Annotated in this window: 14 protein-coding genes and 1 other annotated feature; all 14 genes read left to right on the forward strand. The window is 33.6% G+C overall.

The features are described 5' to 3' along the window. A partial coding sequence (locus AC4FQ1_RS12880; RefSeq protein ID WP_491169621.1) for an EF-Tu C-terminal domain-related protein occupies positions 1-240 on the forward strand: 240 nt, incomplete at its 5' end. Positions 241-446: 206 nt separating this feature from the next. Beyond that, positions 447-596, forward strand: coding sequence for a 50S ribosomal protein L33 (gene rpmG, locus AC4FQ1_RS12885; RefSeq protein ID WP_024614767.1), 150 nt, complete (start codon positions 447-449; stop codon positions 594-596). Positions 597-648: 52 nt separating this feature from the next. Next, positions 649-873 carry a preprotein translocase subunit SecE gene (secE, locus tag AC4FQ1_RS12890; RefSeq protein ID WP_491169850.1) on the forward strand — a complete coding sequence of 75 codons (225 nt, stop codon included), beginning with the start codon at positions 649-651 and terminating at the stop codon, positions 871-873. 31 nt (positions 874-904) lie between these two features. Next, positions 905-1,426 carry a transcription termination/antitermination protein NusG gene (gene nusG, locus AC4FQ1_RS12895; protein ID WP_491148930.1) on the forward strand — a complete coding sequence of 174 codons (522 nt, stop codon included), beginning with the start codon at positions 905-907 and terminating at the stop codon, positions 1,424-1,426. A 90-nt stretch (positions 1,427-1,516) separates the two neighbouring features. Next, positions 1,517-1,942: a 50S ribosomal protein L11 gene (rplK, locus tag AC4FQ1_RS12900; protein ID WP_491148929.1), complete on the forward strand. Its 426-nt coding sequence runs from the start codon at positions 1,517-1,519 to the stop codon at positions 1,940-1,942. A 54-nt stretch (positions 1,943-1,996) separates the two neighbouring features. Next, complete coding sequence (rplA, locus tag AC4FQ1_RS12905; protein ID WP_491148927.1) at positions 1,997-2,686, forward strand: 50S ribosomal protein L1; 690 nt, start codon at positions 1,997-1,999, stop codon at positions 2,684-2,686. Between the two features lie 40 nt (positions 2,687-2,726). Then, positions 2,727-2,861: a sequence feature (ribosomal protein L10 leader region), on the forward strand. A 32-nt stretch (positions 2,862-2,893) separates the two neighbouring features. Beyond that, the gene (gene rplJ, locus AC4FQ1_RS12910) at positions 2,894-3,397 is read left to right on the forward strand and encodes a 50S ribosomal protein L10 (protein WP_491148925.1); all 504 of its coding nucleotides are present in this window, start codon (positions 2,894-2,896) and stop codon (positions 3,395-3,397) included. Positions 3,398-3,449: 52 nt separating this feature from the next. Then, positions 3,450-3,812, forward strand: coding sequence for a 50S ribosomal protein L7/L12 (gene rplL, locus AC4FQ1_RS12915; RefSeq protein ID WP_491148924.1), 363 nt, complete (start codon positions 3,450-3,452; stop codon positions 3,810-3,812). Positions 3,813-4,178: 366 nt separating this feature from the next. After that, complete coding sequence (rpoB, locus tag AC4FQ1_RS12920; protein WP_491148922.1) at positions 4,179-7,892, forward strand: DNA-directed RNA polymerase subunit beta; 3,714 nt, start codon at positions 4,179-4,181, stop codon at positions 7,890-7,892. 20 nt (positions 7,893-7,912) lie between these two features. Beyond that, positions 7,913-11,449 (forward strand): DNA-directed RNA polymerase subunit beta', encoded by a 3,537-nt coding sequence (gene rpoC / locus AC4FQ1_RS12925; RefSeq protein ID WP_491169851.1) that lies wholly within the window; start codon positions 7,913-7,915, stop codon positions 11,447-11,449. A gap of 213 nt (positions 11,450-11,662) precedes the next feature. Beyond that, entirely contained in the window at positions 11,663-12,037 is a 375-nt protein-coding gene (gene rpsL, locus AC4FQ1_RS12930) for a 30S ribosomal protein S12 (protein ID WP_024614758.1), read from the forward strand. Between the two features lie 148 nt (positions 12,038-12,185). Further along, complete coding sequence (gene rpsG / locus AC4FQ1_RS12935; RefSeq protein ID WP_491148917.1) at positions 12,186-12,656, forward strand: 30S ribosomal protein S7; 471 nt, start codon at positions 12,186-12,188, stop codon at positions 12,654-12,656. A gap of 75 nt (positions 12,657-12,731) precedes the next feature. Beyond that, positions 12,732-14,804 carry an elongation factor G gene (gene fusA, locus AC4FQ1_RS12940; RefSeq protein ID WP_491148915.1) on the forward strand — a complete coding sequence of 691 codons (2,073 nt, stop codon included), beginning with the start codon at positions 12,732-12,734 and terminating at the stop codon, positions 14,802-14,804. Positions 14,805-14,978: 174 nt separating this feature from the next. After that, positions 14,979-15,102, forward strand: a 124-nt coding sequence (locus AC4FQ1_RS12945) for a GTP-binding protein (protein WP_491169852.1), incomplete at its 3' end; no start/stop codon positions are given.

Below are 15,102 nucleotides of genomic sequence, written 5' to 3' on the forward strand. Positions count from 1 at the left end.
GAAGGTGGAAGACATACTCCATTCTTTGATGGATACAGACCACAATTCTACTTCAGAACAACTGACGTAACAGGATCAATCAAATTACCAGAAGGAATGGAAATGGTAATGCCAGGAGACCACATCGACATGAACGTTGAATTAATCAATCCAGTAGCAATGGACGAAGGATTAAGATTCGCAATCAGAGAAGGTGGAAGAACTGTAGGTTCAGGAGTTGTTACTAGCATAATCGAATAGTAACAAAAAAGTATATTATGGATTATAACTGTCAATAATATTTTGTTAGAAGGACTGGGTAATTTACCTAGTCCTTTACAAAGGATAGATTATTGACAGTTTAAATAAATTGTGATAATGTGAGAAAGTAACTCATGAAGTCACGAAACAGATACAGTAAGAGGTATATCTCTTAGAATATATATTTAAAACTGGAGGTGCAGACCGTGAGAGTAAAAATAACTTTAGCTTGCACAGAGTGTAAACAAAGAAATTATGACTCAATGAAGAACAAGAAGAACAACCCAGACAGAATGGAAATGAAAAAATATTGTAAATTCTGTAAAAAGCATACTCTTCATAGAGAAACTAAATAGTTTAGCGCTTAAGTAAAGACACAGACTTTAATATTATTAAGGATGTGAAACTATGGCTGGTAATAATGTAAAAACTGGAGCCGCTCAAAAAAGTGGCGTGTTTAAATTCTTTAAGGATGTAAAAGCGGAATTTAAAAGAATTACGTGGCCTTCAAAGAATGAAACAAAAAAAGCATTGATTGCAGTTCTTGGGTTCGCTATAGTATATATTATACTTGTAGGTGGACTAGATTATATTTTTCAAAACCTCTTCGAAGTAGTTTTGAAACTTAAGTAAAGGGAGGTTTGGGTGTTAATCACCGATTAATATGAGTGAAAGAGCAAGATGGTATGTAGTACATACGTATTCTGGATATGAAAATAAAGTTAAGGTTAACATAGAAAAAGTTGTTGAAAACAGACATCTTGAATCATTAATTCATGATATCCAAATACCGATGGAAGAAGTAATTGAAGAAAAAGATGGAAAACAAAAAGTTTCCCTTAAAAAGAAATTTCCAGGATATGTAATAGTAAAGATGCTAATGACAGACGAATCTTGGTATGTTGTTAGAAACACAAGAGGCGTTACAGGATTTGTAGGACCTGGATCTAAACCAGTTCCTCTTACTGAAGAAGAGATTGAATCAATGGGAGTTATAGAACTACCTGTAGATATTGATCTTGAAGTAGGTGAAAGTATAAGAGTTATCTCAGGACCACTTAGAGAATTCGTGGCTACAATTCAAGAGATAAACCTTGAAAAACAAAAAATTAAAGCTTTAGTTGATATGTTTGGAAGAGAAACATTAGCTGAGCTAGATTTTAATCAAGTAGAAAAATTAGTATAATTTAGATTATAACTAATGTTTTAATTAAGTGGGAGGACAAAAAAACAATACATATTGTCCGTATATACCACAGTATAGGAGGAATAAACAATGGCTAAGAAAGTAACTGGAATGATTAAACTTCAACTTCCTGCAGGAAAGGCAACTCCAGCACCACCAGTAGGTCCAGCTTTAGGACAACACGGTGTAAACATAATGGGATTCTGTAAGGAGTTCAATGCAAAGACTGCTAATCAAGCTGGATTAATAATACCAGTAGTAATCACAGTTTACCAAGACAGATCTTTTAGTTTTATCTTAAAGACTCCTCCAGCTGCAGTTCTAATTAAGAAAGAATTAGGACTTGAAAGCGGATCAGGAGTTCCAAATAGAACAAAGGTTGGACAATTAACTAAAGATCAAGTTAAGAAAATAGCGGAAATGAAAATGCCTGACTTAAATGCTGCTACAATCGAAAGTGCTATGAGAATGATTGAAGGTACAGCTAAGAGTATGGGTGTAACTATCGAAGAGTAATTCACAAAAATAGTGGGAGGTACAAACCGCTAATACCACAAAGGAGGCTTATTAATGGGAAAGAAATATGTTGAAAGTGCAAAGTTAATAGATAAAAGTGCTTTATATAATCCAACAGAAGCTTTAGAGCTTGCTGTTAAAACTGCAAAAGCTAACTTCGATGAAACAATCGAATTACACGTTAGACTTGGAGTAGATCCAAGACATGCTGACCAACAAGTAAGAGGTGCAGTAGTATTACCAAACGGAACTGGTAAAAACGTAAGAGTTTTAGTTTTTGCAAAGGGAGATAAAGCTAAAGAAGCTCAAGAAGCGGGAGCAGATTTTGTTGGAGCTGAAGAATTAGTTCAAAAGATCCAAACAGAAAATTGGTTTGACTACGATGTAGTTGTAGCTACTCCAGATATGATGGGAGTTGTTGGTAGAATCGGTAGAGTTTTAGGACCTAAAGGTTTAATGCCAAACCCAAAATCAGGAACAGTAACATTTGATGTTGCTAAAGCAATTGCTGAAATAAAAGCCGGTAAGGTTGAGTACAGAGTTGATAAAACTGCTATCGTACACTGCCCAATCGGTAAGAAGTCATTCGGAGCTGAAAAGTTACACGAAAACTTCAAAACATTAATGGAAGCTTTAGTTAAAGCTAAACCAGCAGCAGCTAAAGGACAATACATTAAGTCAGTTACAGTAACTAGCACAATGGGACCTGGAGCAAAAATAAATCCAGCAAAAGTTACAGAATAATTATTGACTTAAAGAACTTTATGTGTTAAAATAAGTTCTGTTGAAAATGAATAATGTGCCGTAGACAGTAGGTGTGATTTTCACGTAACGTACACCAACCTACCGAGGGTTATCTATAAACATAAGTTTATTAAGGTCTTCCTCTGTCTACGGGAAGACCTTTTATAATATAAGTAAGCAGTTAATACTGTGAGGAGGTGGACACACGTGAACAAGAACAGACAATTAAAAGAAGCAAAAGTTGCTGAAATTAAAGAAAAGTTAGAAAAAGCACAAAGTGTTGTTTTAACTAGCTATCAAGGTCTAACTGTTGAAGAAGATACACAATTAAGAAAGAACTTAAGAGAAGCTGGAGTTGAATATAAAGTATATAAAAATACTTTAGTTACATTAGCAGCTAAAGAAGTAGGACTAGAAGGTATAGAAGAATACTTAGAAGGACCTGTTTCAATGGCATTCGGATACGAAGATGCTACAGCAGCAGCAAGAATCTTAAATGATTTCGCTAAGGATCACAAGAAGTTAGAATTAAAAGCTGGAGTAGTTGAAGGAAAGATCTACGATCAAGAAATGATCAAGAAGATCGCTTCAATCCCATCAAAAGAAGTTCTTATTGCAAAATTACTTGGAAGTATCAAGTCACCATTATCAAACCTTGCATACTTACTAAATGCAATAAAAGAAAAGAAAGAAGCTGAATCAGCTGAATAATTAATTAACTAAAAGGTTAATATGTTTTAAAAATTTTGGAGGTGCAATTAAAATGACAAGAGAAGATATCATTCAAGCTATAAAAGAAATGAGCGTTTTAGAATTAAATGAATTAGTAACAGCTTGCGAAGAAGAATTCGGAGTAAGCGCTGCTGCACCAGTAGCAGTAGCAGGAGCAGTAGCAGGAGCAGCTGCTGAAGAAAAATCAGAATTTGATGTAGTTTTAGCTAGCGCTGGAGCTAACAAAATCAAAGTTATCAAAGCTGTAAGAGAATTAACTGGATTAGGATTAAAAGAAGCTAAAGAAATAGTTGATGGAGCTCCTAAGACAATTAAAGAAGCTGTAGCTAAAGAAGAAGCTGAAGAAATGAAAGCTAAATTAGCTGAAGTTGGAGCTGAAGTAGAATTAAAGTAATTTTACTTTAATGAAATTTCAAAAATTCATATAAAAGGTGCTAGTCTTAGCACCTTTTTATATTCTAATGATAAAATTCAAACTATATAAAATATCCTATATTAAAGATGGATACTTTATATAGTTTTATTTATAAGTAAATAAAAATGGATAGTATTGTTTGTTAAAATATATTGACAATGATATTATGTTATGATACTATCATTTAATGTACTGTTCATTATGGATAAGTATATTTTATTGTAAAGAAAGAGTATAATTGTTTTTGAATATGGTTATACTAAAAAGATGACGCTGTCCGAAAGCAAAAGTCCTTAGGGAAGTTATGCTTTTGGTTATTTTAGTTTATACAAGGGGTGAAAATTCATGGTACATCCTGTCCAATCTGGAAAAAGAACAAGAATGAGTTTTGGTAAAGTTAAAGATGTAACAGAAATGCCAAATCTTATTGAGGTACAACTAGATTCTTATGACTGGTTCCTGAAAGAAGGACTTCATGAGGTATTTGACGACATAAATCCAATAGGAAACTTTACTGGAAACTTAGTATTAGAATTTGTTGATTACAAACTTGATATGGATAATATCAAGTACTCTGTAGAAGAGTGTAAAGAAAGAGATGCAACGTATGCTGCACCTTTAAAAGTCTCAGTAAGACTTACAAATACTGAAACTGGAGAGATTAAAGAACAAGAGGTATTTATGGGAGATTTCCCATTAATGACAGAGCAAGGTACATTTATTATAAATGGTGCTGAAAGAGTTATAGTTAGCCAATTAGTAAGATCTCCAGGAGTTTATTATAGTCAAAACAGAGATAAGAGTGGTAAAAAATTATTCTCATCAACTGTTATACCAAATAGAGGTGCTTGGCTAGAATATGAAACTGATTCTAATGATATAATATCAGTTAGAATTGATAAAACAAGAAAACTTCCAATAAGTATATTAGCAAGAGCTATGGGATTTGGAAGTGATCAAGAATTAATTGAATACTTTGGAGAAGAAGAAAGATTAAAAGCTACAATTGAAAAAGATAATACTAAAACAACAGAGGAAGCTTTACTTGAAATCTACAAGAGATTAAGACCAGGTGAGCCACCAACAGTTGATAGTGCAATATCTTTAATAGATTCTTTATTCTTTGATGCAAAGAGATATGATTTATCAAGAGTTGGTAGATATAAGTTCAACAAGAAGTTAGCTATCAATTTAAGACTTGCAAACCAAATTGCTGCAGCTGATATAGTAAATCCATCAACTGGGGAAATAATGGTAGAACAAGGTCAAAAAATTACTAGAACTATGGCTGAAGAAATACAAAATGCTGGAATTAACTCAGTAGATGTATTAATAGAAGACAGAGTTATAAGAGTAATAGGTAATCATTTTGTTGATTTATCAAAACAAGTATCTTTTGATATAAGTGATTTAAATATTAAAGAATTAGTTCACTACCCAACATTAAGGGAAATACTTGATAACTTCAGTGATGAAGATAGCATTAAGGAAGAAATTAAGAAAAACATTACAAAACTAATACCTAAACATATAGTTAAAGATGATATATTTGCAACTATTAGTTATGAATTAGGTTTAGCTTATGGAATTGGATATATAGATGATATAGATCATTTAGGTAATAGAAGATTAAGATCTGTAGGTGAATTATTACAAAATCAATTTAGAATTGGTTTATCAAGAATGGAAAGAGTAGTTAAAGAGAGAATGACTATTCAAGACCAAGAAGCAATAACTCCTCAAATGTTAATTAATATAAGACCAGTTGCTGCTGCTATTAAAGAATTCTTTGGTAGCTCACAATTATCACAATTCATGGATCAAACAAATCCATTATCAGAATTAACTCACAAGAGAAGATTATCAGCATTAGGACCAGGAGGTCTTTCAAGAGAAAGAGCTGGTTTCGAAGTTAGAGACGTTCACCATTCACATTATGGTAGAATGTGTCCTATCGAGACTCCAGAAGGACCAAATATAGGTCTTATAAACTCTCTAGCTACATATGCTAAAGTTAATGAATACGGATTTATTGAAACACCATATAGAATAATTGATAAAGAAAATAAGAGAGCAACTAACGAAATAAGATACTTCACAGCTGATGAGGAAGACCAATATCTTGTAGCTCAAGCAAATGAACCGTTAGATTCAGAAGGTCATTTTGTAAATGAAAAGGTAACTGTTAGATATTTAGAAGATGTATTAGTAGTACCTGCAAGTGAAGTAGATTTAATGGATGTTTCACCAAGACAAATCGTATCTGTTGCTACAGCTATGATTCCGTTCCTTGAAAATGATGACGCATCAAGAGCTCTTATGGGATCAAACATGCAACGTCAAGCAGTTCCATTATTAAAGCCACAAGCGCCTATAGTTGGTACAGGAATAGAATTTAGAGCAGCTACAGACTCAGGGGTTTTACCTAAGGCTAAGAATGCTGGAGTAGTAACTTACGTAAGTGCTAGTGAAGTTAAAATTAAGAGAGATATTGATGGTGGAATAGATACATACAAGTTATTAAAGTTCAAAAGAAGTAACCAAGGAACTTGTATAAATCAAAGACCTTTAGTTAGTGTAGGAGAAATGGTATTTAAGAACCAAGTTCTAGCAGATGGTCCATCAACAGATTTAGGAGAAATAGCATTAGGTAAAAACATCAGAATGGGATTCATAACTTGGGAAGGTTATAACTACGAAGATGCTATGCTAATTTCAGAAGAATTAGTAAGAGAAGATGTGTTTACATCAATTCATATAGAAGAATATGAATGTGAAGCAAGAGACACTAAATTAGGACCGGAAGAAATAACTAGAGATATTCCTAATGTAAGTGAAGATGCTTTAAGAGATATAGATGAAAGAGGAATAATCAGAATTGGTGCTGAAGTAAGATCAGGAGATATCCTTGTTGGTAAAGTAACTCCAAAGGGAGAAACTGAATTAACAGCAGAAGAAAGATTATTAAGAGCTATATTTGGAGAAAAAGCAAGAGAAGTTAGAGATACTTCATTAAGAGTTCCTCATGGAGAAGCTGGTATTATAGTAGATGTTAAAGTGTTTACTAGAGAAAACGGTGATGAATTAAATCCAGGAGTAAATGAACTTGTAAGATGTTATATAGCACAAAAAAGAAAAATATCAGTTGGAGATAAGATGGCTGGACGTCACGGTAACAAAGGGGTTATCTCAAGGGTTCTTCCAGAAGAAGATATGCCTTTCTTACCAGATGGTAGACCACTTCAAATATGCTTAAACCCATTAGGGGTTCCATCACGTATGAACATCGGTCAGGTATTAGAAGTTCACTTAGGTTGGGCGGCTAGTGCATTAGGATGGCACATTGCTACTCCTGTATTCGATGGAGCTACAGAAAAAGATATAGAACAATGTTTAGTAGATGCAGGATACAATGCTAATGGAAAAACTGTTTTATATGATGGAAGAACAGGAGAAGCATTTGATAATGAAGTTACTGTTGGTATAATGTACATCTTAAAACTTGCTCACTTAGTTGATGATAAGATTCACGCAAGATCAACTGGTCCATATTCATTAGTTACTCAACAACCACTTGGAGGTAAAGCTCAATTTGGTGGTCAAAGATTTGGAGAAATGGAAGTTTGGGCACTAGAAGCATATGGTGCTGCACATACATTACAAGAAATCTTAACTGTTAAGTCTGATGATGTTGTTGGTAGAGTTAAGACTTATGAAGCTATAGTTAAGGGAGAAAATATCCCAGAACCAGGAGTTCCAGAGTCATTTAAGGTTCTTATTAAAGAACTTCAAGCACTTTGTTTAGATGTTAAAGTTCTTAATGATGATAACCAAGAAGTAAGAATTAAGGAATTTACTGAAGAAGAAGATTCAGCGGATTTAGAAGTTAATATTGAAGGAACTGAAGAGTTTGTTCAAGATAAACAAACTGAAGTAGATGCAGAAGATGGATATACTTCAGAAGTAGAACCTGAAGAAATTGAAGAAGAATTTGACGGTTTTCAGTTAGAAGAATTTCAAGACAACTTAGAACTTGATGATTTTAACGATGAACACTAATTTTGAAGGGAGGATTACCCTTGTTTGAATTAAATAATTTTGATGCCATACAAATAGGTTTAGCATCTCCTGAACAAATCAGAGAATGGTCAAGGGGAGAAGTCAAAAAGCCAGAAACAATAAATTATAGAACTTTAAAACCAGAAAGAGACGGTTTATTCTGTGAAAGAATATTCGGACCAATGAAAGATTGGGAATGTCATTGTGGTAAATATAAGAGAGTAAGATATAAAGGTATAGTTTGTGACAGATGTGGAGTTGAAGTTACAAAAGCTAAAGTAAGAAGAGAAAGAATGGGGCATATAGAACTTGCTGCCCCAGTTTCTCACATCTGGTACTTCAAGGGAATACCATCAAGAATGGGATTAATACTTGATATGTCACCAAGATCTTTAGAGAAGATTTTATATTTTGCATCATATGTTGTAATTGACCCAAAAGAAACACCATTATTAAAGAAACAACTTCTTAATGAAAAAGAATATAGGGAAGCTGTAGATAAATATGGTGAGGAAAGCTTTGTAGCAGCAATGGGAGCTGAAGCTATTCAAGAGCTTTTAGGAGAAATAGATTTAGAAACTACTACTAAAGAGCTTAAGGAAGAATTAAAGCAAAGCACTGGTCAAAAGAAAGTAAGAATAATAAGAAGATTAGAAGTTGTTGAATCATTTAGATCATCAGGAAATGATCCAAGATGGATGATTATAAATGTTATTCCAGTAATCCCACCTGATTTAAGACCTATGGTTCAATTAGATGGTGGTAGATTTGCAACTTCAGACTTAAATGATTTATACAGAAGAGTTATAAATAGAAATAATAGATTAAAGAAACTATTAGATTTAGGAGCTCCAGATATAATCGTTAGAAACGAAAAGAGAATGCTTCAAGAAGCGGTAGATGCTCTTATTGATAATGGTAGAAGAGGAAGACCTGTTACTGGTCCTGGAAACAGACCATTAAAATCTCTTTCAGATATGCTTAAAGGTAAGCAAGGTAGATTTAGACAAAACTTACTTGGTAAGAGAGTTGACTATTCTGGTAGATCAGTTATCGTTGTTGGACCAGAATTACAAATGTATCAATGTGGTCTTCCAAAAGAAATGGCACTTGAACTATTTAAGCCATTTGTAATGAAAAAATTAGTTCAAGATGGAATAGCACACAACATAAAGAGTGCTAAGAGAATGGTAGAAAGAGTTATGCCACAAGTTTGGGATGTTTTAGAGGAAGTAATAGCTGATCATCCAGTATTACTTAACCGTGCTCCTACTCTACATAGATTAGGAATTCAAGCTTTCCAACCTGTATTAGTTGAAGGAAGAGCTATAAAACTTCATCCATTAGTATGTACAGCATATAATGCTGACTTTGATGGTGACCAAATGGCTGTTCACGTACCATTATCAGTTGAAGCTCAAGCTGAAGCTAGATTCTTAATGCTTGCAGCGGGAAACATAATGAAACCATCAGATGGTAAGCCAGTATGTGTTCCTACACAAGATATGGTTTTAGGATCATATTACATGACAATGGAAAAAGAAGGTGCAGAAGGTAGCGGTAAATACTTCTCATCAAAAGATGAAGCTATAATGGCTTATCAAGTTAAAGCAATAGAAATTCATGCTGACATTTTTGTTAAAATGTTTAAAGAAATAAATGGGGAAATGAAGTCAGGTATTATTAAAACTACTGTAGGTAAGTTAATATTTAATGAATCAATTCCTCAAGATTTAGGATTTGTTGATAGAACTAATCCAGAAGAAATGTTTAACTTAGAAGTAGACTTTTTAATAACTAAAAAGTCATTAGGAAAAATTATTGATAGATGTTATAGAAAACATGGTTCAACAAAAACTTCTATAATGTTAGATAGAATAAAAGCATTAGGATATCATTATTCATCAATTGGAGCTGTTACAGTTGCTGCTTCAGATATGATAGTACCAGATGAAAAATATGTTTTATTAAAAGATGCTGAAGAAACAGTTGAAAAGATTGAAAAAATGTATAAAAGAGGTTTCATATCAGAAGATGAAAGATATGAAAGAGTTATCGAAAAATGGACTAAGACAACAGAAGATGTTGCTGATGCCTTAATGGATAGCTTGGATAAATGGAATCCTATATTTATGATGGCTGATTCAGGAGCCAGAGGTTCTAAGTCACAGATTAAGCAATTAGCTGGTATGAGAGGACTTATGGCAAGTCCATCAGGTAAAATTATAGAGTTACCAATTAAAGCTTCATTCAGAGAAGGTCTTGATATATTAGAATACTTCTTATCAACTCACGGAGCTAGAAAGGGTAATGCTGATACAGCGCTTAAGACTGCTGACTCAGGATATTTAACAAGAAGACTTGTTGATGTATCACAAGATGTTATAGTTAGAGAACATGATTGTGGAACTGATGAAGGTATGGTAGTTACTGAAATAAGAGAAGGTAACGAAATAATAGAAGAATTAAAAGAAAGATTAACTGGAAGATATACAGCAGAAGATATAATACATCCAGAAACAGGAGAAATCCTTGTTCATAAAGATGAATATATGGATGTAGATCTTGCAGAAAAAGTATCAGATGCTGGTGTTAAAAAAGTTAAGATAAGATCAGTATTTACATGTAATTGTAAAATAGGTGTTTGTGCTAAATGTTATGGTATGAACATGGCAACTGGTCAAAAAATAAACATTGGTGAAGCAGTTGGTATAATAGCTGCTCAATCAATCGGAGAACCAGGTACACAGCTTACAATGAGAACATTCCATACAGGTGGTGTTGCATCAGCTGGGGATATCACTCAAGGTCTTCCTAGAGTTGAGGAATTATTTGAAGCAAGAAAGCCTAAGGGTCTTGCTATAGTAACTGAAATTGATGGTACTGTAAGAATAGAAGAAACTAAAAAGAAAAGAACTGTATATGTAATGGGTGCAGATGGAGAAGAAGTAAGCTATGATATTCCATTTGGATCAAGAGTTAAGGTTTCTAACGATCAATATGTTGAAGCTGGAGATGAGATTACTGAAGGTTCTGTAAATCCTCATGACATCATGGCTATAAAAGGTGTTGATGGTGCTAGAAGATACTTATTATCAGAAGTTCAAAAAGTTTATAGATTACAAGGTGTTGATATCAATGATAAGCACTTAGAAGTAGTTGTTAAACAAATGACTAGAAAGATAAAGGTTACTGAATCAGGAGATACAAATCTTCTACCAGGAACTACAATAGATATTTTCGATTTTGAGGAAGAAAATGCAAGAGTAAGAGAGTTTGGTGGAGAAGAAGCTCAGGGAGATCAAGTACTTCTTGGTATAACTAAGGCAGCGCTTGCTACAGATAGTTTCTTATCAGCAGCATCATTCCAGGAAACTACAAGAGTTCTTACTGAAGCAGCTATCAAAGGAAAAATTGATCCACTTGTAGGATTAAAAGAAAATGTAATAATAGGTAAATTAATTCCAGCAGGTACTGGAATGATGAGATATAGATCAGCTAGACTAGATGTTGAAGATAATAAAATAGAAGAAGAAATAATAGTAAATGCTGAATAGAAATTAATTTTATTGACATGTTTATTCTTAAATGTTACAATACGTGTTGTATGTTTAATGAATATGCGACAAAATAATTGTCTACATGACTTCATAGAGGTAAAGTTAGACTTTACCTCGTGAAGTTTTTATAAAGAAATTTGTAAAAGGTAGTCAATTTTAAAAAAGCTTATCTAATTTTAATATAGATAAATAAATTCAGGAGGTGAAAGAATGCCAACTATAAGCCAATTAGTAAGAAAAGGAAGAAAAGCTGCTGTTAACCAATCAACAGCTCCAGCATTAAAAAACTGTCCACAAAAAAGAGGAGTATGTACAGTTGTTAAAACATCAACTCCTAAGAAGCCTAACTCAGCCTTAAGAAAGGTTGCAAGAGTAAGACTTACAAATGGATATGAAGTTACTGCATACATTGGTGGTGTAGGACACAACTTACAAGAGCATAGCGTTGTTCTTATAAGAGGTGGAAGAGTAAAAGACCTTCCTGGGGTTAGATACCATATCGTAAGAGGAGCACTTGACTGTGCTGGTGTAGCTAACAGAATGCAAGGAAGATCAAAGTACGGTGCTAAGAGACCTAAAAAATAGGATTTCTTAAATTAAAATAGTGCTTATCTTCAAGTTTACATAGATTTATAAATTAAGTTTATATAGATGATGAGAGAAGCACTTTGCGACATGAAATATTGTCGAGTACCGATGAACTTAAATTCAAATTGTTAAGGAGGGAAGAAAAGTGCCAAGAAAAGGACATATAGCAAAAAGAGACGTTTTAGCTGATCCAGTTTACAACTCAAAGGTTGTTACAAAGTTAATAAACGGAATCATGCTTGACGGTAAAAAAGGAGTAGCACAAAAAATATGCTACCAAGCTTTTGAAACTATGGCAGAAAAAACTGGTAGAGATGCATTAGAAGTTTTCGAAGAAGCTATGAACAATGTAATGCCATTATTAGAAGTAAAGGCAAGAAGAATAGGTGGAGCTACTTACCAAGTTCCAATAGAAGTTAGAGCTGAAAGAAGACAGACTTTAGGTATCAGATGGATACTAGCTGCTGCTAGAAAAAGAGGAGAAAAGTTAATGTGTGAGAGATTAGCTGCTGAATTATTAGATGCTGCTAACAACACAGGATCAGCTGTTAAGAAGAGAGAAGATACTCATAAAATGGCTGAAGCTAATAAAGCATTTGCTCACTACAGATACTAATTTTAAAACTGTTTTGGCTTTTGCCAAAACAGTTTTGTTGAATTTAAAATCACTATTTGAGAGGAGGAGTTTATTGTGGCAAGACAATTTCCTTTAGATAAATTTCGTAATATAGGAATTATGGCTCACATAGATGCTGGTAAAACAACAACTACTGAGCGTATATTATTCTACACAGGTAGAACACACAAAATAGGTGAAACACATGATGGTGCTTCACAAATGGACTGGATGGCACAAGAGCAAGAAAGAGGTATAACAATTACTTCTGCTGCTACATTCTGTCAATGGAAAGGTTATGCAATTAACATAATCGATACTCCAGGACACGTAGACTTCACAGTTGAAGTTGAAAGATCATTAAGATGTCTAGATAGTGCTATCACTGTACTAGATGCTAAGAGTGGGGTTGAACCACAAACTGAAACAGTTTGGACTCAAGCAGATAATTATGGAGTACCAAGAGCAATTTATGTAAATAAAATGGATGCTACTGGAGCAGACTTCTATGCTTGTATCAACTCAGTAAGAGATAGATTAAATGCTAATGCTGTAGCAATACAAATTCCAATAGGTTCAGAAGATACTTTCGTAGGTATGATTGACCTTATGGAAAATGTAGCTCTTATCCATAAAGATGACTTAGGAAAAGATATCGAAAGAGGAGAAATTCCTGCAGAATTAAAGGATAAAGCTGAAGAATACAGAAATATGATGATAGAAGCTATTGCTGAAACTGATGAAGAGTTAATGATGAAATACTTAGATGGTGAAGAGTTAACTAAAGAAGAGTTAAAATTAGCTTTAAGAAAAGCTACTATCAATAATGAAATAGTACCAGTAATTTGTGGATCATCATACAAAAATAAAGGTGTTCAAGAAATGATCGACTTAGTTGTTGATTATTTACCATCACCAGTTGATATTCCAGCAGTTAAGGGTATCGATGTAGATAATCCAGAAGTAGAATTAGAAAGAGAAGCTAGTGATGATGCTCCAATGTCAGCATTAGCATTCAAAATAGCTACTGACCCATTCGTAGGAAGACTTGCATTTACAAGAGTTTACTCAGGAGTAATGGAAAGTGGAACTTACGTTCTTAACTCAACAAAGGGTAAGAAAGAAAGAATTGGTAGATTAGTTAAAATGCACGCTAACTCAAGAGAAGAAATCAGCGAATTAAGAGCTGGAGACTTAGGTGCAATAGTTGGATTAAAAAATACAACTACTGGAGATACTTTATGTGATGAAGCAAATCCAATTATACTAGAAAGTATGGAATTCCCAGAACCAGTTATTTCAATAGCTATTGAACCAAAAACAAAAGCTGGTCAAGAAAAAATGGGTATAGCTTTAGCGAAGTTAGCTGAAGAAGATCCAACTTTCAAGACTTGGACTGATCAAGAAACTGGTCAAACAATCATCGCTGGTATGGGTGAATTACACTTAGATATCATCGTTGACAGATTACAAAGAGAATTTAAAGTTGAATGTAACGTAGGTGCTCCACAAGTTGCTTACAAAGAAACTATCAAGAAAGCTGTTAAAGCTGAAGGTAAGTTTGTAAGACAATCAGGTGGTAGAGGACAATACGGACACTGTTGGATAGAAATGATGCCAACAGAAGGAGAATATGAATTCGAAAATGCTATCGTTGGAGGAGCTATTCCAAGAGAATATATTCCAGCAGTAGATAATGGTATCCAAGAAGCAGCTGAAAGTGGAGTTATAGCAGGATTCCCAACTATAAACTTCAAAGTAAAATGTTTCGATGGATCATACCATGATGTCGATTCATCAGAAATGGCATTCAAGATTGCTGGATCAATGGCATTCAAAAATGCTATGAAGAAAGCAGATCCTACATTACTTGAACCTTCAATGAAGGTAGAAGTAGTTGTACCAGAAGAGTACATGGGAGATGTAATGGGTGATATCAACTCAAGAAGAGGTAGAATCGAAGGTATGGAACAAAGAAATGGTCGTCAAGTTATCAGAGCTTTTGTACCACTATCAGAAATGTTCGGATATGCAACAGCATTAAGATCAAGAACTCAAGGTAGAGGAACATATGTAATGGTATTTGATCATTATGAAGAAGTACCAAAGAGCATTCAAGAAGAAGTAGCTGGAAAGAAAGCAAAATAATTTTTGATTAAAATTGCAAATATGAGAGATCTACTTTAGTAGTTTCTCTCAATTAAATAAATAAGATTGAAGATATTTTTAATATTTATGTTAAAAATATTTCATACCAAATATTAAGATATAGATTACGATTTAAATAATGACTTATGTCATTTATATGAAGGAGGAATTACAATGTCAAAAGCAAAATTCGAAAGAAGTAAACCACACGTTAACATTGGAACAATCGGTCACGTAGACCACGGTAAAACTACATTAACAGCAGCTATTACAACAGTATTAGCAAACAAAGGATTCG

It is taken from the genome of Clostridium sp. TJA020 (assembly GCF_058310295.1).